At 64.7% G+C, this 20600-nt stretch carries 21 protein-coding genes; 8 read left to right on the forward strand and 13 right to left on the reverse strand.

The genetic code is table 11. The features are described from left to right. Positions 1-64: 64 nt before the first annotated feature. The 4 genes from U1E20_RS07135 to U1E20_RS07150 are packed head-to-tail and all read right to left on the reverse strand — an operon-like array spanning position 65 to position 3466. Positions 65-1342, reverse strand: a complete 1278-nt coding sequence (locus U1E20_RS07135; RefSeq protein WP_409979903.1) for an adenosylmethionine--8-amino-7-oxononanoate transaminase — start codon at positions 1340-1342, stop codon at positions 65-67. Then, positions 1339-1974: a dethiobiotin synthase gene (gene bioD, locus U1E20_RS07140; protein WP_409979904.1), complete on the reverse strand. Its 636-nt coding sequence runs from the start codon at positions 1972-1974 to the stop codon at positions 1339-1341. The genes U1E20_RS07135 and bioD overlap by 4 nt, the downstream gene beginning before the upstream one ends. Next, positions 1971-3104: an 8-amino-7-oxononanoate synthase gene (locus tag U1E20_RS07145; protein WP_409979905.1), complete on the reverse strand. Its 1134-nt coding sequence runs from the start codon at positions 3102-3104 to the stop codon at positions 1971-1973. Before U1E20_RS07145 ends, bioD begins: the two co-directional genes overlap by 4 nt. Positions 3105-3121: 17 nt before the next feature. Then, complete coding sequence (locus U1E20_RS07150; RefSeq protein ID WP_409979906.1) at positions 3122-3466, reverse strand: ClpX C4-type zinc finger protein; 345 nt, start codon at positions 3464-3466, stop codon at positions 3122-3124. 135 nt (positions 3467-3601) lie between these two features. On the opposite strand from U1E20_RS07150, the gene U1E20_RS07155 reads away from it, so the two are divergent. The 3 genes from U1E20_RS07155 to U1E20_RS07165 are packed head-to-tail and all read left to right on the forward strand — an operon-like array spanning position 3602 to position 7809. Beyond that, the gene (locus tag U1E20_RS07155; protein ID WP_409979907.1) at positions 3602-4087 is read left to right on the forward strand and encodes a methyltransferase family protein; all 486 of its coding nucleotides are present in this window, start codon (positions 3602-3604) and stop codon (positions 4085-4087) included. A gap of 37 nt (positions 4088-4124) precedes the next feature. Next, entirely contained in the window at positions 4125-6878 is a 2754-nt protein-coding gene (locus U1E20_RS07160; protein ID WP_409979908.1) for a heavy metal translocating P-type ATPase, read from the forward strand. A gap of 43 nt (positions 6879-6921) precedes the next feature. After that, on the forward strand, positions 6922-7809 hold the full coding sequence (locus U1E20_RS07165; RefSeq protein WP_409979909.1) for an SDR family oxidoreductase: 888 nt from the start codon (positions 6922-6924) through the stop codon (positions 7807-7809). On the opposite strand, the gene U1E20_RS07170 is transcribed toward U1E20_RS07165, so the two are convergent. From U1E20_RS07170 to U1E20_RS07200, 7 genes are all read right to left on the reverse strand, one after another. Continuing rightward, positions 7810-8739 carry a nickel/cobalt efflux transporter gene (locus U1E20_RS07170; RefSeq protein WP_409979910.1) on the reverse strand — a complete coding sequence of 310 codons (930 nt, stop codon included), beginning with the start codon at positions 8737-8739 and terminating at the stop codon, positions 7810-7812. Positions 8740-9096: 357 nt separating this feature from the next. Next, positions 9097-10359 carry a bacterial ammonia monooxygenase, subunit AmoB gene (gene amoB / locus U1E20_RS07175; RefSeq protein WP_409980366.1) on the reverse strand — a complete coding sequence of 421 codons (1263 nt, stop codon included), beginning with the start codon at positions 10357-10359 and terminating at the stop codon, positions 9097-9099. A gap of 169 nt (positions 10360-10528) precedes the next feature. Next, complete coding sequence (gene amoA / locus U1E20_RS07180; RefSeq protein ID WP_409979420.1) at positions 10529-11287, reverse strand: bacterial ammonia monooxygenase, subunit AmoA; 759 nt, start codon at positions 11285-11287, stop codon at positions 10529-10531. 289 nt (positions 11288-11576) lie between these two features. Further along, entirely contained in the window at positions 11577-12347 is a 771-nt protein-coding gene (gene amoC, locus U1E20_RS07185) for a bacterial ammonia monooxygenase, subunit AmoC (protein WP_409979419.1), read from the reverse strand. Positions 12348-12925: 578 nt separating this feature from the next. Next, positions 12926-13405, reverse strand: coding sequence for a 2-amino-4-hydroxy-6-hydroxymethyldihydropteridine diphosphokinase (gene folK, locus U1E20_RS07190; protein ID WP_409979911.1), 480 nt, complete (start codon positions 13403-13405; stop codon positions 12926-12928). Positions 13406-13409: 4 nt separating this feature from the next. Beyond that, a complete protein-coding gene (folP, locus tag U1E20_RS07195; protein WP_409979912.1) occupies positions 13410-14255 on the reverse strand; it encodes a dihydropteroate synthase in 846 nt (281 codons plus the stop codon). 13 nt (positions 14256-14268) lie between these two features. Next, the gene (locus U1E20_RS07200; protein WP_409979913.1) at positions 14269-14646 is read right to left on the reverse strand and encodes a 4a-hydroxytetrahydrobiopterin dehydratase; all 378 of its coding nucleotides are present in this window, start codon (positions 14644-14646) and stop codon (positions 14269-14271) included. A 99-nt stretch (positions 14647-14745) separates the two neighbouring features. Here U1E20_RS07200 and U1E20_RS07205 point away from each other — a divergent pair, with 99 nt between their 5' ends. The 4 genes from U1E20_RS07205 (at position 14746) to U1E20_RS07220 (ending at position 17127) form a co-directional block, all read left to right on the forward strand. Beyond that, on the forward strand, positions 14746-15714 hold the full coding sequence (locus U1E20_RS07205) for a beta-ribofuranosylaminobenzene 5'-phosphate synthase family protein (RefSeq protein ID WP_409979914.1): 969 nt from the start codon (positions 14746-14748) through the stop codon (positions 15712-15714). A gap of 46 nt (positions 15715-15760) precedes the next feature. Then, entirely contained in the window at positions 15761-16102 is a 342-nt protein-coding gene (locus U1E20_RS07210) for a hypothetical protein (RefSeq protein WP_409979915.1), read from the forward strand. A gap of 319 nt (positions 16103-16421) precedes the next feature. Continuing rightward, entirely contained in the window at positions 16422-16673 is a 252-nt protein-coding gene (locus U1E20_RS07215; RefSeq protein ID WP_409979916.1) for a hypothetical protein, read from the forward strand. Positions 16674-16878: 205 nt separating this feature from the next. After that, positions 16879-17127: a hypothetical protein gene (locus U1E20_RS07220; protein ID WP_409979917.1), complete on the forward strand. Its 249-nt coding sequence runs from the start codon at positions 16879-16881 to the stop codon at positions 17125-17127. Positions 17128-17185: 58 nt separating this feature from the next. Here U1E20_RS07220 and U1E20_RS07225 read toward each other — a convergent pair whose 3' ends face one another. Continuing rightward, entirely contained in the window at positions 17186-17569 is a 384-nt protein-coding gene (locus U1E20_RS07225) for an avidin/streptavidin family protein (RefSeq protein ID WP_409979918.1), read from the reverse strand. A 165-nt stretch (positions 17570-17734) separates the two neighbouring features. On the opposite strand from U1E20_RS07225, the gene U1E20_RS07230 reads away from it, so the two are divergent. Continuing rightward, complete coding sequence (locus U1E20_RS07230; RefSeq protein ID WP_409979919.1) at positions 17735-18595, forward strand: tRNA nucleotidyltransferase; 861 nt, start codon at positions 17735-17737, stop codon at positions 18593-18595. Positions 18596-18670: 75 nt separating this feature from the next. Here the strand turns inward: U1E20_RS07230 and U1E20_RS07235 are convergent, their stop codons facing one another. Further along, positions 18671-20590, reverse strand: coding sequence for a nitric oxide reductase activation protein NorD (locus tag U1E20_RS07235; protein ID WP_409979920.1), 1920 nt, complete (start codon positions 20588-20590; stop codon positions 18671-18673). Positions 20591-20600 lie beyond the last annotated feature (10 nt).

Genomic DNA, 20600 nt, shown 5'->3' on the forward strand with positions numbered 1-20600 from the left:
ATGCGCCAACGCCGGCTTGTTCGCGACCATGCGAGCCTGGAGGCGCCTGCGACCGATTTTTATTTCACGGCGCCTGACCGCCGCCGAAGCGATCGGCCGCCTCGGCGATCGCGTCGTAAACGAGATCGAGTTCGGCCTCTTCGATGCAATAGGGCGGCAAGACATAGATCGTCGGGCCGAGCGGTCGCAGCAGCAGTCCGCGCGCATTGAAGAAGCGCATCAGATCGAGCGCGATCGTCGCCAGATAGCCCCCCTGCGCGACATTGAGATCGAGCGCCGTGATCGTTCCAAGCCGACGGGCGTTGGAGAAGCGCGCGTCATCGGCAAAGCGCGCGATACGCGTCGCCTGCATGTCGCGGAGCGCCGCGATGCGCGACAAAGGTTCGCCTGTCGCCCATAGGTCGAGATTGGCGAGCGCGGCGGCGCAGGCGATCGGATTGGCGGTATAGGAACTCGAGTGAAAAAACGCGCGCGCGCGTTCGGGCGACAGATGCGCCTCGAAAATTTCGCGCCGGCACATGGTGACCGCGAGCGGCAATGCGCCGCCGGTGAGGCCCTTGGCGTAGCAGGCGATGTCCGGAACGACGTCCGCCTGTTCGCAAGCGAAGAGCGTTCCACTGCGGCCGAAGCCGGTCATCACTTCGTCGGCGATAAACAGCACGCCATATTGCGCGCAGATGCGCCTCATTTCCTTGAGCGTATCGGCGCCGTAGATCAGCATGCCGCCGGCGCCGAGAATGAGCGGCTCCGCGAGCAAGGCTGCGGGTCTGTCGCGACAGGCGCGCTCCAGCGCGTCGAGCGTCTGCTGTTCCCGCCCGCTCGCTGGGAAGGGAATGCGCGTCACCTCATAAAGCAACGGCTCATAGGGTTCGTTGAACGGCGAGCGGGCGCCAACGGACATGGTTCCGACCGTGTCGCCGTGATAGCCATGTTCGAGCGCAACGATGCGCGCGCGCGGTTCACCGCGATTGCGCCAGAAGCCGAGCGCCATTTTGATCGCTGCTTCGACGCAGGTCGAGCCGCTGTCGGAATAAAACACATAGTCGAGCCCCGGCGGCGTCAGCGCCACGAGACGCCGCGCAAGCGCCTCCGCCGGCTCATGGGTGAAGCCGGCGAAGATGATCTGATCCAGCCGTTCGGTTTCTTCGCGAATGGCGCGCATGATCGCCGGATGGCGATGGCCGTGGGTGATCACCCACCAGGATGAGATGGCGTCGAGAAAGCGCTTGCCGTCTTCGGTCTCGAGCCAGGCGCCTTCGGCGCGCGCGATCTTGAAGGCGCCGGGCTGCAGCGAATGCTGGGTGTATGGCCGCCAGATCGGCGAGTCGGTAATGAAGCTCACGCGCCGCTCCCGAAAGCGTCGCGGGCGATGGCGGCGTTGAACGCGGCGCCAAGCGTCTTTTGGTTCAAAGGATCGAGCTTCGGCAAACGGCCGAGAATACGCACGCCGCCGATCGTTTCGATCGAGCGCTGCGCATCGGATTCGGCGTCGCCGGAGAAAATGATTCCAGTGATCGACACGCCGCATCGGCGCAAGGCTTCGAGCGTGAGCAGGCTGTGATTGATCGTGCCGAGACTCGTTCGCGCGACGAGAATGACCGGAAGACGCCAGCGCTCCAGCACATCGATCGTCAACGCGCGGTCGCTGAGCGGCGTCATCACGCCGCCGGCTGTCTCTATCACAAGAGGCCCAGGGCATTGCGGCGGGTGCAGCGCGGCGGCGTCGATCTCGACGCCTTCGTCGCGGGCGGCGAGATGCGGCGATGCGGCCCGACGCAACCGCCATGCTTCGGGCAAAATCCGTTCGGCCGGCGCGCCCGAAAGTCGGGCGACTGTCTGCGAATCCGTCTCGCCGTCGAGTCCCGCCTGCACCGGCTTCCAATAAGTAGCGTTGAGCGCGTGAACGATCCCGGCGGAGACGATTGTCTTGCCGACGCCCGTATCGGTTCCGACGATGACGAAGCGGCGATTCATGGTTCGAGCCTCGCCAGCTCTTCGCCCAGATGCGCGATCATCCGGGCGACGTCTTCCTTACGCGTATTGAGCGTCAGGGCGATGCGCAGCCGAGCGGCGCCCTCCGGCACCGTCGGCGGACGAATGGCGCGAATATCATAGCCACGCGTTTGCAGGCGCGACGCGAGAGTGGTGGCGCGAACATCGGCGCCGACGATGATGGGCTGGATTTGGCTTCCCGAAGGTTCGATCGCGCAAAGCCGCCGCAGCTCGGCGCCGGCGAAATCGATGCGCGACACCAATTCGGCGCGCCGGTCGTCGGCCGCCTCGATGATCTTGAGCGCCGCGCGCACGCAAGCGGCGACGATCGGCGAAGGCGCCGTCGCGAAAATGAACGGCCGGCAGCGGTTGATCATGAAGTCGCGCAAGACGCGCGGCAAACAGAGGAGACCGCCCGCCACGCCCAATGCCTTGCCGCAGGTATGCAGGGTGATGACATTGTCCTTGCCCTCAAGACGCGCGGCGAGGCCACGGCCGCCCGGGCCATAGACGCCGGTCGCATGCGCCTCGTCGATGACGAGAAATGCGTCGCTTCGCGCGGCGAGCGCGTAGAAATCGTCGAGCGGCGCCTTGTCGCCATCCATGCTGTAAAGGCTTTCGACCACGATCCACAGCCGGCCGCGTCCGCCGCTGTCACGCCAAGCGCGGATCGCATCCTCAACGGCGCCGACGTCATTATGCGCAAAGCGCGCATTCGGCGCGCGCGCCAGCCGCATGCCCTCATGAGCGCTCGCATGGGCGAGCGCATCATAGAGAATGAAATCCTCGCGCTGCGGCGCGGTGGACAGCAGCGCCTCATTGGCGGTGAAGCCGGCGCTGAAATAGAGCGCACCTTCGGCCCCAAAGAAACGCGCGGCCTCTTTCTCGAGCGCCTCATGCTCGGGATGATTGCCGCGCAGAAGCCTGGAGCCGCCGGCGCCGACGGGAACGCCGCGCGCCAACGCGGCGCGCGCCGCCGCGGCGAGTTCCGCCGATTCAGCGAGCGCCAGATAATCGTTCGACGCGAAATCCAGTCCGGCGCGCGGCGCCAGCGCGCGCAATCTGCCACGCGCGGCGAGACCGGCGATATCCTGCGCATAGCGATCAAGCATCAAGGATCAATCCTGGATCAGGAGAACCGCTCCCAGGCCGCTTGTCGGGAAACGCCGAGAGCCTTGCCGATCGCCGTCCAGCTGACTTCGCGTTTGCGAAGCGTCTCGACCTGCTTGTGGATGAGGGAATGCAGCGCCGCGACGCTGGCCTCGCTCGCCTTGATCGACGTGAGCAACTGCTCCTCGGTAAGATCCTCCCAGCTTTTGAACGGCGACGGCGCGGCGTCAAGGATCTTATTGCACACGCCGACGCAATCTTCGCAGATGTAGCCGCCGGCGGCGCCGCCGATGAGCCGGGCAACCTGGGTCTCCGGCTTTCGGCAGAACGAACAGCGCAGTTTGCGTTTTGGCGGCGCCAGCATCGCAAATCCTCCGATTGTCAAGCATTACTTGACAGCAGAAAATACCATTGTCAAGCCTTCCTTGACATCGTGGCGCTTGAATATGACAGGCTAAAACGCGATCTACAGAGTGTCGTTTCATCCGGAGCAGCCGCAATGAACGCGCCCATGCGCGCCGAAGCGCCGCCGTCGCACACTCCCTGGCCGCCGATCCTGATGGCGATGACTCTCGCCGCCGGGCTTGCGCTCGACGCGGCGACTCGGGCGTCGCTCATCGATCGCGCTTCCTCTTCCGTGTCGCAAATCGCCGGCGCAGCCATTGTCGTTCTCGCGCTGGCGAATGACGTCTGGTGCTTTCGCATTCTTTCGCGCCATGAAACGACTGTCATGCCGCATCGCGCCGCGTCTTTTCTCGTCACCGAGGGGCCGTTTCGCTTTTCGCGCAATCCGATCTATGTGTCTCATGTCGCTTTGATCTTTGGACTGGGCCTGTGCCTCGGCTCGCCCTTCACGCTGCTGCTGACGCCAGTTCTCGCCTTCGGACTGACTAAGCTCGCGATCCAGCCTGAAGAACGGCATCTTCTTGAGAAATTTGGCGACGACTATCGGTCCTATATGGCGCGCACGCGGCGGTGGCTTTAAACTACCGCCCGAGGGCGTTATAAACGAGGCGGCAAATATGAACGCTCAAACTCCTTTGCCGGGCGGCGAACGCGTCGACTTCACCGTGCGCGGCATGACTTGCGCCTCTTGCGTGTCGCATGTCGAAAAGGCGCTTGCGCGCACGCCGGGCGTCAAGGCCGCCAGCGTCAATCTCGCCACTGAACGGGCCGAGGTTTCGCTGGCGCCGGGGACGAGTCTCACGCAGCTCGTCAAGTCGGTCACGGACGCGGGCTACGAGCCGGTCGTCGAGACGATTGAGATCGGCGTCGGCGGCATGACCTGCGCCTCCTGCGTCGCGCATGTCGAAAAGGCGCTGAGCGCCGTTCCGGGCGTGATCGAGGCGAAAGTCAATCTCGCGACGGAACGCGCGACCGTGCGCGCGCTCGCCGGCCCCGGCCTTGCCGATCGCTTGCGCCGCGCCATTTCGCAGGCCGGCTATGAACCGCGCGCCATCGAGACCGATTCCGGCGGCGCCGATCGCGAGCGGATGCGGCGCGAGGAGGAGATGCGCGCGCTGCGTTTTCGTCTGACCGTCGCCGCCATCCTCACGGCGCCGATCTTCGTCGTCGAAATGGGCGGCCATCTCATCCCCGCCCTCCACCATTGGGCCATGACCACGATCGGCGAGACCCGGATTCGCGAGATTTCCTTCCTGCTCGCCAGCGTGGTGCTGTTCGGACCGGGCCTGGTGTTCTTCCTGAAGGGAATACCGTCCCTGTTGCGGCGCCAGCCTGACATGAATGCGCTCGTCGCGACGGGCACGCTCAGCGCCTATCTCTATTCCGTCGTCGCGACATTCGCGCCCGATGTCCTGCCGGCGGGCTCGGCGCATGTCTATTATGAAGCGGCGGTCGTCATCGTCACGCTGATCCTGTTCGGCCGCTATCTCGAAGCGCGCGCCAAGGGCCGCACGTCGGAAGCGATCCGGGCGCTGGCGAAGCTTCAACCAAAGACCGCCCGCGTTGAACGTGACGGGACGAGCGTCGACGTCGATATCGACGACGTGCGCGTCGGCGATATTGTTCTGGTACGGCCTGGCGAGCGCATTCCGACCGACGGCGTGGTCACTCAAGGCGCGTCGCATGTCGACGAGTCGATGGTGACCGGCGAACCGACGCCCGTCGCCAAACGGCCTGGCGCCGCGGTCACCGGGGCGACCGTCAACGGCTCCGGCGCCTTCTCGTTTCGCGCGACCCGCGTCGGCGCGGATACGACGCTCGCCGGCATCATCCGCATGGTCGAGCAGGCGCAGGGCGCCAAACTGCCGATCCAGGCGATGGTCGATCGCGTCACCGCCGTGTTCGTCCCCGCTGTCTTCGCCGTCGCGGCGCTGACCTTCGTCATCTGGATGCTGATCGGGCCGGAGCCGCGCCTCACTTATGCGCTGGTCAATGCGGTCGCCGTGCTGATTATCGCCTGCCCCTGCGCCATGGGGCTGGCGACGCCGGCGGCGATCATGACCGGCACCGGCCGCGCGGCGGAGCTCGGCGTGCTCTTCCGCAAGGGCGAGGCGCTGCAGACGCTGCGCGACGTGACCGTTATCGCCTTCGACAAGACCGGCACGCTCACCCATGGCAAGCCGCGCCTCACCGATCTCGTCGCCATGGGCGGCAAGAAGGAGACGGAGCTTCTGCGTCTTGCCGCCAGCGTCGAGGCGCAGTCGGAACATCCCGTCGGCGCCGCTCTGGTCGCCGCCGCCAAGGCCGCGGACCTCACTCTTTCGCCCTGCGCCGACTTCAAATCCGTCGCCGGCATGGGCGTTACTGGAAACATCGACGGGAAGACCGTCGCCATCGGCGCCGAACGCTTCATGGCGTCGCTTGGCGTCGACGCCGCGCCCTTCGCGCAGGACGCCCAGAGGCTCGCCGAAGACGGCAAGACGCCGCTATATCTCGCGGTCGAGGGCAAGCTCGGCGCCATACTCTCGGTCGCCGACGATCTGAAGCCGACAAGCCGGGCGGCGATCGACGCGATCCATTCGATCGGGGTGAACACCGCGATGATCACCGGCGATGACGCGCGCACGGCGAACGCCATCGCCCGAAGGCTCGGCATCGACGAAGTCGTCGCCGGCGTTCTTCCAGATGGCAAGGTCGCGACGCTCGAACGTCTACGCGAGACAAACAAAATCGCCTTCGTCGGCGATGGCGTGAACGACGCGCCGGCGCTTGCCGCCGCCGACGCCGGCATCGCCATCGGCACCGGGACCGACATTGCGATCGAAGCCGCCGATGTCGTGCTGATGTCGGGCGATCTCGCCAAGGTGCCGGCGGCGCTGGCGATCTCGCGCGCGACGATGCGCAACATCAAGCAGAATCTGTTCTGGGCCTTCGGTTATAATGTGCTGCTGATCCCCGTCGCGGCGGGCGCGCTCTATCCGATCAACGGCATGTTGCTCTCGCCGATGTTCGGCGCGGCGGCGATGGCTCTGTCCAGCGTCTTCGTGCTCACCAATGCGCTGCGCCTGCGCCGATTCAAGCCGCCGCCGGTCGCAAGCGCCGAAGTCGCGGCGGCGCCGGCGTCGATCGAGAGGCAGGCGGCTGAGGAACCAATCAGGGAGGAAGCGATGACGACATTCAACGTCAAGGACATGACCTGCAACATGTGCGTGAAACATGTCACCAAGGCGGTGCAGGCGGTGGAGCCGAACGCCGACGTCAAAGTCGATCTCGCGACCGGAAAGGTTGACGTGACCCCGGCGCCCAAGGACGCGCAGGCGCTCGCCGACGCCATCACCGAAGCTGGCTATCCGGCGCGGGTCGCCGCGTGAGGCGCGGCGCTTTCTCCGCAATAGCCGAGCGTGCGAGCGCGCGATGACAAGTTCGATCACGCGTTCGCTCGCCGGCAAGACGCTCTTCATCACCGGCGCCAGCCGAGGCATTGGCCTCGCCATCGCCCTGCGCGCCGCGCGCGGCGGCGCCAATGTCGTCGTCGCGGCCAAGAGCGTGACGGAAAATCCGAGAATTCCGGGCACGATCTATACCGCCGCGGCGGAGATCGAAGCGGCGGGCGGACAGGCGCTCGCCGTGACCTGCGACATTCGCTTCGAAGATCAGGTCGAGGCGGCGGTCAGTCAGGCCGCATCCTGCTTTGGCGGGATCGACATCCTCGTCAACAACGCGAGCGCCATCGATCTGCGCGGCATCGACGCGCTCGAGATGAAGCGCTTCGATCTGATGCATCAGATCAATGCGCGCGGAACCTATCTATGCTGCAAGGCGGCGCTGCCGCATCTGCGCAAATCCGCCAATCCCCATATTCTCACCCTGTCCCCGCCGCTCGATCTGAACCCCAAATGGTTCTCCCCCAATCTCGCCTACACAATGTCGAAATATGGGATGAGCCTGGTGACGCTCGGGCTCGCGAGGGATGTCGAAAGCGACGGCGTCGCCGTCAATTCCCTGTGGCCCGAAACGGCGATCGCGACCGCCGCGGTCGGCAATCTGCTCGGCGGCGAGGAACTGCTGCGCCGATCGCGAAAGCCGCAGATCGTCGGCGACGCCGCGCACGCGATTTTCGTTCGTCCGGCCAAGAGCTGCACCGGCAATTTCTTCATCGATACGCAGGTGTTGACAGAAGAAGGCATGACCGACTTCTCGACCTACGCCGTCGATCCCCGCCTCGACGCGGCGCTCGATTTCTTCCTCGACGCGCCGATCACCGCCAGGGTGGCGAAACTGGCGTTTCACGCCGACAAATAGTCAGGCCAAGGCGGCGGCGCCGGCTGCGATCGTATAGGCGCCGATGGCGGCGACGATCGCGCCGGAGAGATAGGGCGCTCGCGCGGCAAGCGTTTCAAACCCCGGCCAGCGCGACGCGGCGTGACGCAGGCCAAGCGCCGCGGCGACGCCAACCAGCACGAGGGTCAGCGCGAGACCGACGCTGAAACATAACACCAGCAGCGCGCCCTCCCCGATACGCCCGACTTGCAGACATAGCAGCAGCACGGTGATCGACGCGGGACAGGGAATGAGACCTCCGGTCAGTCCAAAGAGAATGATCTGTCCGGTCGTCACACTGCGATTGGCGAAGCGTCGATCAATCTCGAGCGCATGTTGGCGCTCATGGGCGTCGGCGTAAACTGTTGGATCGACGTCGAGGAGTTCGCTTTCGAATTCCTCTTCTTCATGGCTGTGCGGAAGCCCCGCTTCATGCGCGTGAACATGTTCATGCGCATGAATTTGGGCGGCGTGCGAATGAACATGAGCGGCGTGCGTATGGGCCATGGCGGAGCGAGCGCCGGCGGCGACCTCGCTCGCGGCGCTGGTCTGGGCGTTCCTGGCGGCGATGTCCCGCCAGCTTCGCCAGATCATCCACAGAGCGACGACGAGGATCAGCGCGCCGGAAACGATCTGCAGATAAGGCTCATTCGCCTCGACATTGAGCTGCGCGCCGAAATACAGGCCGGTAAGCGCGATCGCCCAGACGATCGCCGTGTGCGAGATCGTCGCCGCCAGGCCGAGCAGAACCGCCTGCGCCGTCGTGCCACGAACCGCGACGATGAAGGCCGCCATCATCGTTTTCGAATGACCGGGCTCAAGCCCGTGCAGCGCGCCCAACGCCACCGCGGTCGGCGCGAAAATCCAGGCGTTCGTCGCGCCGGCGCGGAAGACTTCGGAAAGATCGGACATTGGGGCGGCGCGTGGCTCCCTCGGGCGGCGTGTCACTGGCGATAGCGAGCGAAAGCCGGCTTTGCGGCGTCGACGGCGCCGATCTCCAGGGAATTCCGCCATTTTATAGTGAGCGCGGTTCGTCGAAACAAGCGCGGTGGAAACGCCAGCGCGTTCAAGTAACCGAACCGAAATGAAAAACGCATGCTCCTGCAGAGGTTCGAGCGCGCCGCAGATCGGCGCGCGAATAACGCCGAACCTGATAAATGTTGAGCGTCTCCTCACGCGCCCGTCGAACCGCCAGCCCCATCGCGGCACATAAAAAAAACCCCCGGCTTTGTGGGCCGGGGGGCTTTTTGGTTTCAACCGTCGTATCGCTTAGGGCATATCGCCGGCGACGAACTTCGGAATCACCGGACCGCCGATTTCGGCCGCGAAGCGGCGTCCCGACGGCGAGAAGAACATCAGCAGGCCGCCGATCTGGCTGTCGGTGTCGTAAGCCAGGTCAGACAGACGCTCGATGTCCCAACGCGCGTCCTGCACCTTAACCGCGATTTCCTTGGTCTCGCCCGGCGCCAGCGGCGTCGGATCCGTCGACAGACCGCGGTCGGCCAACAGATAGTCCGGGAAGTCGGGCTTGGTCGTGAACACGTCAGGGTTCAGGAAGCGCAGGCCGGCCGTGGTGTATTCGCCAAGACGCAGCGGCTCGGAGGTCGTGTTCGTGACCTTGACGTTGATCGTCAGCTCACGGCCAGGAACCTTGTAGACGCCGCCGTTCAGCTCAGCCGTCACCCGCTCCTTGCCGACGCCCGCCGTGCCGTCCGTCTGGATCGGCGTCAGAGGCTTCTGCAAGCCCGCCTGAAGCGGGATCGTGCGCGGGAACGTCGAGTTCGTCACGGCATAGCCGACGATCGTCGCAAGAATGGTCAGCGCCAGAACAATCGCGCCAATCCGCTTGTCGTCGTCCGTCACCTGCTCGTCGACCTTGCCCGTGGCGACGCGCAGATAAGAGGCGATGATGCCCTTACGCACGAACCAGAACAGGATCCACGCCGCGCCAACCGCAAGCCACGGCAGATGCCACGCATAAACGCGGCTGATGCCATAGGTCTCGAGGTCGACCGTCGAGCCGTCAAGCAACGTCACCGGATCGGTGAAGTCCTTCATGTCGCCCTTGATCTCAATCCACTGGCCCGGGCCGATGATCGGTCCGCCGCCCTCGACGTTGATCTGCGCATGAACATGCCAACGGCCGGCGCGACGACCGCGCAGGTTAATCGAGAAGGCGTAGTCGTTGCCAGGAACCAGCGACACCGAACGCGGCGCAAACTGCTCGCCGATAAACTGCGCCGTGCGCACCAGAACCGGACCGGGCTCGCCGGCGTTCATGAACGCAACGCGCGGATTGGCGACCGCCTGCGGCCAGGCCGAGAACACATGGATCTTGCCCGACAGCACCATCTCTTCATTGACGTTAACCGTCGTCTTCGACCACGAAACGTCATACCAGTTCAGCGTGCGCATCCGAAGAAACGCCTGCTGAGACTTCTCGCCGTGCGCCGACGCAGGAGCGACAGCTCCAAGGGTCGCCGCCACAGCCGCCGCCGCGCCAATCGCGGCCAGCTTGACGAACTTTTTCATCGATAAACCTCCCAGGTTCCTCTTCCCGGCCGCCGCCTCGCGCGCCAACCGGTCTTGCTTCTCTCGCAGCGGACCAAAGGCTCCCTCAAAAAAGCCCAAAGCCCGCCGCTCTCTTCTTTCCTTGCTGGCCGCGGCCCCGCCCAAGGGGCCGCAGTCCGCGACGAGGCGCTTAAATCGTGTCGATGACCTTGGTCGTCGAATACCAACGACCCATGAACCACCACAGGAAGTAAACCATCATCGAGACGAAGCCCGAGAAGAACGCCGCGACCGGCACAACGTCCTTACCGAAGGTGCGCAGCGTGCCGCGCTCGACCATGCGGATATATTCAGGCATCGACGTGCGGACGAAGTGGAAGCCAATCAAATCCGCAAGCGTCATCAGCTGGCCATGCTGCTCCGTCGCCTGGTGGAACGCCGCGATCGCCGGCCAGTTGTTCGGATAGAACAACAGACCCCAACCCAGCGAACCGACAATCGCCGTGATCACATAGGAGCCAGACAGAAGCAGGATCACGTCAAGCCAGATCGCCGGAACGATCAGAGCAGACGGGAACACAAGGCTGATCGGGAAATAGGTCCAGCCCCAGAAGTTGACGTAGCGGTTGATCCACTCGCCAATCAGAAGGCCAAGAGCCGCGAACACCGCGCCAAACGGCAGACGGAAGTTCACCCACCAGAACGCCTGCGTCGCCGCGCAGAAGGTCACGCCAAGAATCGGCACGACCGTCGGCCACATACGACGATCCTTCCAGTCAATCCAGAAGTCCCAGTCGCCCGCCGTCAGCATGAAGTGGACGTGATAGCCGCCCAAAACGGCGAAGAACAGAAGAACCAGAAGCATCCAGTCGACCGCCTGTACGCAACCCGCCGCCTCGGCGACGGAGTTGAACGGACCGACCGCCCCCCCGCTTTTCGATTGTGACATCACTCTTCTCCTTGGTGTTTCTCGAACCTTAAAAAGCCCGAGCTCTTTCCTTAGTCGCCCCAGCCTCCCCGGCCGGCGCCCGGACGGCGGATATTCCGCCGCCCGCATCCCTTAAAACCCTTCGCGCCCGAGGATCCCCCGGAGCCCTCAAAGCCCCGTCAAAAGACCGCAGAAAACCAACCCGCTCGCCATGGCGATAAGGCAAATGCTTCCTGTTTTCGCGAAAAGCCCGGAGCCAGACGCCGCCCGCCCCAGGGCGGGCGGCGCCATGTCTCATTCGTTCAGCCGATTACTCGGTCAGGAGGGCGACGCCTTCCTTGCCGATCAGGCGGCCAATGCAGCTCAGCAGCTGAAGCACGACGCCGAACACGCCAAGCGCCATCCAGCCAAAGAACACGAAGCCCCAATGAAGCGGCGCAACGAACAGTTCTTCCATGAACCAGAACGTGTGGCCCCACTCATTCAGGCCGACGTTCGGGATGATCATGAACGGGCCAATCGCCACGATCAGATACGCCACCGAATAGCCCTTCGCGAAATACGGCAGACGAGTCTTCGCATAGAAGAAGCCGCCAACCGCGATCACCGAATAGATCGGGTAGCTCATGTAGAACTCGATGATGTGCGACGGCGTGAAGTCCGTGTCGCGAATCACCGTCATGTGCCAGGTGCCGTCCTGCTCGGTGAAGAACGACGCGCCCCAGTAAATGGCCGCGGCGTAAACAACCAGCCACTGGATTTCGACAACAATCCGGCGCATCTCTTCGCGCGCCGTCAGCGTCGAGAAGTCGCGCGTGCGCGTCTTCCACAAAAAGCCCGCAAGGCCAATGCCAGAGATCAGCTCAAGCGGAATCTCCGTCCAAAGAATCGCCATCCAGTAGGTCTGGAATTCCGGAGCAAACGAATCAAGGCCGGCGCGCCAGCCAAAAATCTGCTCGTAAATCCGGACCACAAGATAAAAGCCGTTCAGAACCGCAAGGCCAATCCACATGCCCTTAAGGTCTACTACAGCTTCCGAGCCAGCAGCCGCCCGGGCCGCTGTGTCAGTCGTCGAGCTCATACCTTTCTCCTCCTAATGTGCTCCCAGGGAATTGCGCGTGACCGGTATCGCTCCGCCTCCCACAACGGAGCCGCTTCGTCCTCGTTTCTCAAGCAAAGCGAAAGCGCGTCTTCTTCCAAAAAACACGCAAACCCGCCCTTGTCTCTCGCGCAGCCTTCCCAAAATTTCAAGAAACCGTCCCGCCCGAAAGCAAAGACCCTCTCCCAAAATCCCAGAACCCGGCTGCTTGTTGTTATCGGACGAACACCGACGTCGCCGCCTAAGCCAAAATCTCCCGCCCGCCCCCTAAAGAAGCAGATCGCAGACCCAGCTCAGCGTGCCGCAACAATTCCAATAACCCCTCCTACACACAATACCCCTTGGTATAGAGAATCACAATCTATCGAATAGCCAATACAACCATTCTGGGTGGGAAGAGAGCTACCCTAGAGAAGCGTCACGAGGCTGTTTGACGCGCCGCAGCCATAGCGATATTACATTGAAAATAAAAATTATTCCAACTCACAATCGCCGTTCGGCGCGGCGCCGGCTCTGATTTTGCTGCATTGCACAGGATGACAACCATCAGGGGTGGGCGCCTATTCGTCAGCCCATGGACGCACGCCTGTCGCATCCGCGCCGGCGAGCGCTTCTTGCATCGAAATCCCATCCAATTCAAGGTCGGGCGCGATCTCGGCCAGCGGCGCGAGCACAAAGCCGCGGCGGAACAGCTCCTTATGCGGCAGGGTCAGTTCGGGGTCGTCGATCGCGTGGTCGCCGAGGAAGAGAATATCCACGTCGATCAGGCGCGGCCCCCAGCGCCGGGTCGGCGCGCGGCCCATGTCGGCTTCGATTTTCTTGACCGCCGCGAGCAGTTCATAGGGCGCGAGCGCGGTCTCGCCGATGGCGCAGGCGTTGGCGAAATCGCCCTGGTCGAGATCGCCCCAGGGCGGCGTGCGATAGATTCGCGACACCGCCTCGAGCCGCGCCAGCCCGCGCGCCTCGATGAGACGCAACGCCTCACGGATGTTTTGCGGCTTGTCGCCGAGATTGCTGCCAAGCCCGAATCCGACCCGCATCGTCTCAACCTCCCGGCTGCGCGGCGAGGATGCGCAGCACGTCGAACGCGGCGCGATGCTCGGCCGCGTCATGCACGCGAAAGACCTGCGCGCCATCGCGGGCGGCGAGCAGATTGGCGGCGAGCGTGCCGACGAGCCGGCCTTCCAGCGCGCCATCGCCGAGCTCCTTGAACAAGGATTTGCGCGACACGCCGATAAGGAGCGGAAAACCGAGCGTCAGCAGTTCTGGAACGGCGCGCAGCGCGGCGTAATTCTGCGCGCGGCTTTTGCCGAAGCCGATCCCCGGATCGAGCAGGATATGGCGCCCCGGAATGCTGGCGCGCCGGGCGATGTCTAGCGAGCGAGCGAAGAACCGCTTCATATCCGCGACGATGTCGATCTCAGGGTCCGTCGTCTCGCGATTATGCATGATCACCACGGCCGCGCCCGCTTCGGCGATCGTTGGCGCCATCAAGGGATCGCGCTGCAGGCCCCAGACGTCATTGACGAGCGCGACGCCGAGCGCCAGCGCCCGCCGCGCCGTCTCGGCCTTATAGGTGTCGATCGACACCGGCGCGCCGGCTTCGGCGACGAGCGCGGCGAGCAGCGGCGCGAGGCGCGCCCATTCCTCTTCCGCCGTCAGCGGCGTATGGCCGGGACGCGTGGATTCGGCGCCGACGTCGACTATGTCGGCGCCCGCGCCGACGAGCTTCTTCGCCTGCGCCAGCGCCGCCGCGCGCGTCGCGTAGAGCCCGCCGTCCGAAAAGGAATCGGGCGTGACGTTGACGATTCCCATGATGACCGGGCGCGTCCCGATCAGCGACAGAAAGCGATCGCGCGCCTTGGCGATCGCCTCGACATCGAAGGCCAAGCGCTAAGCCCCGTCAGTCGTCGTATTTCAGATAGGCGAAGCGCTGGTCGGTCTCCGGCGTGCCTTCGAGCGCGCCGCCGGCCTTGCCCGGCCGCCAGGACACGACCTCCTCGATTTTTTTGGCGAGTTCGAAATCCTTGTCGGTGATCCCCTTCGCCGTATGGGTCATGAGCTTCACCTCGACCCAGGCGTAGGAGGCGGCGATGTCGGGATGGTGCCAGGCGGCTTCCGCGAGATGGCCGACGGTATTGACCACCATCAGCGTGCCCTTCCAGCTGTGGGTTTTGAACTTGCGCCTGATCCAGCCGTTCTCGTAGCGCCAGTGCGGCAGTTCGCTCTTCAGCCGCGACGCGATTTCGTCTTCGGAATAGGCGCGCTCTTCCTTGGCCATGACCGGCTCCCTCTTAGCGCATTGCGCCGCAACATTCTTTCGTTGAGACGCGTTATAGCCTAAACCGATCGAAAGTCTCAGTCCCACTAAAGAGGCGCTATGCCGGCTAGTGTGAGCGTCGCGGCGAGCGCGCGGCTGCATCTTGGTTTTCTCGACATGAATGGCGGGCTCGGCCGCAAATTCGGCGGCGTCGGCATGGCGCTCGACGCGCCGGCGACTCGGCTGACTCTGACGCGGGCCGACAAAAATTGCGTCGAAGGACCCGAAAGCATTCGCGCAGCGGCGCTTCTCGAGCGCGCGCAGGAGGCGCTCGGCGCGGCCGGGCGTCACAGGCTGTCGATCGAGGAGGCGATTCCCGCCCATGCGGGTCTTGGCTCCGGCACGCAGCTCGCGCTCGCGATCAGCGCGGCGCTGCGCCGCCTCGAAGAGCGGCCGAATGATCCCATCGCCGACGCGGCGCTGATGGCGCGCGGCGCGCGTTCGGGGCTCGGCGCCGGTCTGTTTCAGCTCGGCGGCGTGGTCGTCGACGGCGGCCGCGGCCCGCACACGTCGACGCCGCCGGTCGTCGCCCGCGCCGAATTTCCCGACGCATGGCGGGCGCTGCTGGTCAGCGATCCGGGCGACGTCGGGCTGCATGGCGCGGATGAGCGCGACGCCTTCGCGGAGCTGCCGCCTTTCGACGCGGCGACGAGCGGCGAAGTCTGCCGGCTGGTGCTGATGCAGATTCTGCCCGCCCTGGCCGAGAAGGAGCTTGCGCCCTTCGGCGCGGCGGTCACCCGCATTCAGCAGATCGTCGGCGATCATTTCGCGCCGGCGCAGGGCGGGCGCCGTTTCACCAGCGCCAAGGTCGAGGCGACGGTGGCGCGGCTCCTCGCCGATGGCGCGACCGGCGGCGGCCAGACGTCATGGGGCCCCACAGGCTTCGTCTTCGTCGACAGCGACGCGGCGGCGCGGCGCCTCCTCGGACGCTATGGCGCGCAGGCCCGCGAGGAGGGGCTCGACATTTCGATCCATCGCGGGCTCAACCGCGGTGCCCGGATCGACGCGGTCTACGCGCGGATCGCGTGATCGGCGCCGACCTACTGGCGCCGCATTTTTGTGGTGCGCTGCCGAGATGACCTTCACACGCATCGCCCTGGCGCTCGTTTTCGCCGTCGCCGCCCGCGCCGCCCTGGCGCAGGAGACGCCCGCCAGCGGCGGCGAGTTGATCGGGCGGTTCTTCGACGCCGCCGGATTGCGCTCCCCGCCCCGGCAGGCCGCCGATTTTGTGCGCGAGTCGCGGCCCGAGCATATGGACTATCGTCCCTTCGATCCGACGCCTCAGAAGGACCCCAAGCGCAAGACCGCCGCGGATCTGCGCGCCATGGGCGCCGGGCTCGAAGCGGCGGCGGCCGAGAACCGGCGCAAGGCGGCGCGCGTCGCCACGCCCGACGCGCCGGCGAAACCCGCCCGCTAAAGCGCGCGGCGGGCGACAAACGGAACCCCGCCTTTCTGAAGAAACGCCCTCTCGGGCTTTGAAATCAGGCGATTGATCGGCGATGGCGCGCCGCCTGAACGCAGGCCGATTCCGCTCGCTCGGCCCCGGCCCGCCCCAGCGCGGCGGGTGTCCTCCGGCAGGACCGGCCACGCTTCGATCCGAGCTGAATGATTTCGTTTCAGCGCGGGATTTCCGGTCGATGTCCAAAGTGTCATTTAAGTGTCATTGACTCTTGATACCATCCGGCGTCGGCACATTTCTATGCTCACAACGCATCCCGCGTTGAGGAGATGTCCGCATGTCCAAAATCAAACTGCTGCTGTTGGCGGCCGGGGTCGCTCTGTCGTTCGCCGGCGCCGCCCAGGCCGGCCCCTATTATCCGTTCGCTTCTTGGGAAAGCACCGGCGCGCCGTACGAACGCTGCTGGTGGCAATCCGGGCCTTCGCGTCCGTTCCGCCTGTGCGTGCCGATCGCGCCGCGCGCGTTGGGCTACTACGGCTACGCCGGCCGCACCCCCGACTACAATCCGGACGTCGCGCCCGACGAATAATGATAAGCGCCGGCTGAATGAGCCGGCGCTTCATTCAATAGGGACCTGCCCGGCGTCAGCGCTGTCGGCCGCGACGGGACCAAGCGAGATTTCAGATGATTTCTCGTGTGTTGCGGCGCCGTTTCGCAGCCGCAGCGGGCTCTTGATCGTGTCGCGAAGCGATTCATCTCTCCCTCATCGCACTCAAACGAAGGGAGATATTCAGATGTCGAAAATCTACTATCCGCTATCGATCGCCGCGATCGTCGCCGCTTTCGCCGGCGCCGCAGAGGCCAGTCCGTATTTTCCGTTCATTTCGGCAGGGTCCGGCGAAAGTACTGGCGCGCCCTATGAACATTGCTGGTGGCAGTCGGCGCCGTCGCGTCCCTATCGGCGCTGCATCGCGATTCCGCCGCCCCATTCGACGCATCACGCCAAACATCACGTCGCGGGCTGCAATCCCTGCAACAACTAGCCCCAGCGCCGGCCGAGATCGGCCGACCCGCCACTTGCGCCGCGCATCGCCTCGATGGTCAGGCGATGCGCACGAAAACATCGGCGCCGGCGTTGATCGACGCCCATTCGTCGCCGGGCGGGACCTGCGAGGTCATCTGCCATAGCGTATTGATCGTCTGGGTCGACGCCTTCGGGTCGAGCTGGCCGACCCAGGCGGTGATCGCCTGGAACTGATCCCAATGCACGACGAAGGAAATCAGATCGCCGTCGACGAACCCGCTCAGAACGCCGGTCGTGGACGTTCCGCCCTCGCTCACCGCGCTGACATATTGGCCCGCGATAACGTCGCCGGTCTGAGCGATCGTGGCGATGGAGCCGAGTTCGTTCTGCCATTTGCCGGTGAAATCGACCGCCGCTCCGGTGCCTCGCGCCGCGCGAGCGAGTGATTTTTCGAGAAACATTTGCATAACTCCATTCGTGAAAATTTGACCCCGCCAGTCTGCAACACGGGGCCGTTCGACGCCACCGCTGCTTTCGCTTCTGCACAATATTCGCGTCGCCGCGGCCGGGCAAAACGGCAAGGCCTTTGCATGTCGAGACGGTTTCCCCCGGCAGGCGCCTCCGCAATGGCCTTTGAACCCGATTCCCTGTCCGATTTCGGACAAACAGATCCCGGCCTCGCCGTGCTGCGCATGGCGGCGCTGATTGCTGAGAGCGACGACGAGCCGGACGAAGAGACGCTTGATCTATTGTTCGAACAGGTCGAGGCCGGCCATCTCGTCGACGTTCAGCCGGCGCAAATTTGGCCGGAGCTCATGCGCGGCCTGATGAGCCCGGCGCCGTCGAAAATGATCAAGACCCTGCGCGGCTGCGGCGCGCTCGTCGAAATCCTGCCGGAAGTCGCCTCGCTCTTCGGCGTGCCGCAGATTTCCGACGGGCAGGACGAGGTCGATCTCGGTCAGCATCTGATGACATCGCTCGATGCGGCGGCGAAGCGCGGCGCGCCGCTTCCCGTCCGCTTCGCGCTGCTCGCGATGAATGTCGGCAAGTCGGATTCGCCGCGCGAACATCTCCCCGTGCATTACAAACATATCGAGCGCGGGCGCCCGCGGATCGAGGAGATGTGCGAACGCTTTCTCGCGCCGGCCGAATGCCGCGAACTCGCGCTGCTGGCGCTTGCCGAATGCGAGCGCGTGCATCGCGTGTCGAAAATGCGCGCCGGTCCGGCGGCGGTGATGCTGGAGCGGATCGGGGCGTTCGACGCGCCCGAGCGCTTCCGCGAACTGATGATGGTCTGCGCCTGCGATTTTTGCGCCCATGAGGGCCGCGAGGGCCAGACCTATCCGAAGGCGGCGCTGCTGGAAATCGCGCTCAAAGCCTGCGCCGAGGTTACGGCGACCGGCTCAGCCGAAGCGCGCCAAACCGCCCGCGCCGAGGCGATCGCGCTGGCCTTTCGCTCGGAGAGGTGGTCGAGCGAGGTGGGGTAGGCCCTCTTACATTAAAGGTCAGCTTAGCGCCAGAAGCGGACTATCAACGCTACCTTGGCGCTAGGAACTGCGAAGTCAGGTGACGGCGAGCCGTCGATAGATTGCCGGCAGCGCGGTCGGAAGCCGCGTTGCATCGCCGACGATGGCGTAGCCTCCGCGGCCGAATATTGCGGGAAAATAATCGCGCGCCTTCATATCCACGGTAATGCCGAAGACGGAAACGCCGGCACGATGCGCCTCGATCACGGCGCGGCGCGCATCCTCGACGCCGTAACGGCCTTCGTAGTGGTCTACGTCGTTCGGCTTTCCGTCGGTCAGCACCAATAGCAGGCGATGCACGTTCGGTCGCTCTTCCAGCCGTTTCACCATGTGGCGCATGGCGGCGCCGAGGCGGGTGTAATGCTGCGGCTTCAGCGCCGCGATGCGTCGATCGACCGCCGCGTCGAATGTCTCGTCGAAATCCTGAACCGTATCGATCTGCACCTCGCTGCGGGTCCTCGAGGTGAAGGTGAAGATGCCGTGATCGTCGCCGCAAGCGAAAAGACCATGCGCCAGCGTAAGCACCGCCTCCTTCTCGATGTCGAGAACGCGCCGGTTGGCGATCCAGCTGTCAGTCGAGAGCGACACATCGACAAGAAAGGCGACGGAGAGATCGCGCGCCTGCCGACGGCGCTCGAGATAGATGCGGTCCGAACCGACGCCGCTGGCACGAAAATCGGCGCGCGAACGCACCAACGCTTCGAGATCGAGCTCAGCGCCGTCAATCGCGCCACGCTCAACGACGGGGCGTGGGCGCAGCGCCTCGAACTGGCGGCGCACGCGCGCAATCCGCGCCTGCGCGACGGCGTCGGGCTTCCACTCTTCGCCACGCTCCGTCGCAACGCCGGCGATGACGCGGCAATGCGCTGCGCGATAGGAGCGCTTCGCATAATCCCATTCCGGATAGACGAATTCGCCTGTGAGCATTGCGCCGCCGGTCAACGGCGCCGGTAAATCGAGTTCGACGCGCAACCGTGTCGACGGCCGCTTCGAAACATTGGAGAGCGCGACCTCCTCGGCCTCCTCCAGCGCCTTTTTTGCGTTCGCCTCGTCGTCATCGTCGAGAGCGCGGTTGATGTTGAGCGCTTCGATCAGCGTAAGCGCTTTTTCGAAGCGATTGAAAATAAGCGAATCCTTGCGGCGTATCTGGTCGTCGGCCTGGCGCCGCGCCTTGCGCACACGATCATCGCTCGCTTCTTCAGCAGCGCCCTGCGGCGGCGGCGACGCGCTGTCTTCCGTGGGCGCGTCGGCGGCGCCGTGATCGAGCGCCTCGCCCCAGAGTGGAACGGGCAGGAAGGGGCGGTAGGTCGCCGGCGCGGCAAGCTGTGAAACGTCGCTCTCGTCGAACACATAAGGCCCGTAATCGCCTTTCGGTGGCAACGCGCCGAGCAGGGCGCGCACAGCCTGTTCGACGGCCACCTCGACCGGCGGCAGGCGTCTTGAAGGACGCAGCCGCAAGAGCGTTTCGCAAAGCCGCGCATGGATGGGCGCAAGTCCGGGATTGGCGGCAAGCGCCGCTTCGCTTGCGCGCCGCGCATCGCGGAGGAAAATGAGGTCGCGACGCAGCGGATCGGCGTTCTGCATGGCGCGAAACGGGCGATGCACGAACAAGGCGGCGAGCCAGAAATAGAGCGCGCGATTGAGCGCGGGATCGTCGAAGACGTCGATGCGTACGGGAAGATAGAGCGCGTTGCGGTCGCGCCGCGCCGTGTCCGACTTCTCTTCGCCCAGCGCAAGTTTCACCCGCTGCGACAGGCGATGCCGTGAGGTCTGCGCGACTGCCGGCGCCAGCGCGACGCCGGTCGGTCCGCCAAGGCCGCGAAAAAAGACGGAAAGTGCCGTCTTCACCGATATGAGGTCGACGCCCGCCTGCGGAAAACGCGGCGTCGAGGTCGAGGCGCCGACAAGGCGATGCCAGAACCGTCCGATCGTTTCTTCCGGCTCGAAGAGGTTCATGAGGCTGGCC

The sequence above is a fragment of the Methylocystis sp. genome, assembly GCF_046349115.1.
Classification (GTDB): Bacteria; Pseudomonadota; Alphaproteobacteria; order Rhizobiales; family Beijerinckiaceae; genus Methylocystis.

Bases quoted from the DNA above. Each gene is read 5' to 3' on its own strand.
- U1E20_RS07210 (WP_409979915.1), top strand. From the start codon at position 15,761: ATGACCTTCACACGCATCGCCCTGGCGCTCGTTTTCGCCGTCGCCGCC.
- U1E20_RS07220 (WP_409979917.1), top strand. From the start codon at position 16,879: ATGTCGAAAATCTACTATCCGCTATCGATCGCCGCGATCGTCGCCGCT.
- folK (WP_409979911.1), bottom strand. From the start codon at position 13,405: ATGCGGGTCGGATTCGGGCTTGGCAGCAATCTCGGCGACAAGCCGCAA.
- bioD (WP_409979904.1), bottom strand. From the start codon at position 1,974: ATGAATCGCCGCTTCGTCATCGTCGGAACCGATACGGGCGTCGGCAAG.
- U1E20_RS07150 (WP_409979906.1), bottom strand. From the start codon at position 3,466: ATGCTGGCGCCGCCAAAACGCAAACTGCGCTGTTCGTTCTGCCGAAAG.
- U1E20_RS07155 (WP_409979907.1), top strand. From the start codon at position 3,602: ATGAACGCGCCCATGCGCGCCGAAGCGCCGCCGTCGCACACTCCCTGG.
- amoB (WP_409980366.1), bottom strand. From the start codon at position 10,359: ATGAAAAAGTTCGTCAAGCTGGCCGCGATTGGCGCGGCGGCGGCTGTG.
- amoA (WP_409979420.1), bottom strand. From the start codon at position 11,287: ATGTCACAATCGAAAAGCGGGGGGGCGGTCGGTCCGTTCAACTCCGTC.
- U1E20_RS07160 (WP_409979908.1), top strand. From the start codon at position 4,125: ATGAACGCTCAAACTCCTTTGCCGGGCGGCGAACGCGTCGACTTCACC.
- U1E20_RS07145 (WP_409979905.1), bottom strand. From the start codon at position 3,104: ATGCTTGATCGCTATGCGCAGGATATCGCCGGTCTCGCCGCGCGTGGC.
- U1E20_RS07200 (WP_409979913.1), bottom strand. From the start codon at position 14,646: ATGGCCAAGGAAGAGCGCGCCTATTCCGAAGACGAAATCGCGTCGCGG.
- U1E20_RS07170 (WP_409979910.1), bottom strand. From the start codon at position 8,739: ATGTCCGATCTTTCCGAAGTCTTCCGCGCCGGCGCGACGAACGCCTGG.
- U1E20_RS07215 (WP_409979916.1), top strand. From the start codon at position 16,422: ATGTCCAAAATCAAACTGCTGCTGTTGGCGGCCGGGGTCGCTCTGTCG.
- U1E20_RS07205 (WP_409979914.1), top strand. From the start codon at position 14,746: ATGCCGGCTAGTGTGAGCGTCGCGGCGAGCGCGCGGCTGCATCTTGGT.
- U1E20_RS07225 (WP_409979918.1), bottom strand. From the start codon at position 17,569: ATGTTTCTCGAAAAATCACTCGCTCGCGCGGCGCGAGGCACCGGAGCG.
- U1E20_RS07235 (WP_409979920.1), bottom strand. From the start codon at position 20,590: ATGAACCTCTTCGAGCCGGAAGAAACGATCGGACGGTTCTGGCATCGC.
- U1E20_RS07165 (WP_409979909.1), top strand. From the start codon at position 6,922: ATGACAAGTTCGATCACGCGTTCGCTCGCCGGCAAGACGCTCTTCATC.
- amoC (WP_409979419.1), bottom strand. From the start codon at position 12,347: ATGAGCTCGACGACTGACACAGCGGCCCGGGCGGCTGCTGGCTCGGAA.
- U1E20_RS07230 (WP_409979919.1), top strand. From the start codon at position 17,735: ATGGCCTTTGAACCCGATTCCCTGTCCGATTTCGGACAAACAGATCCC.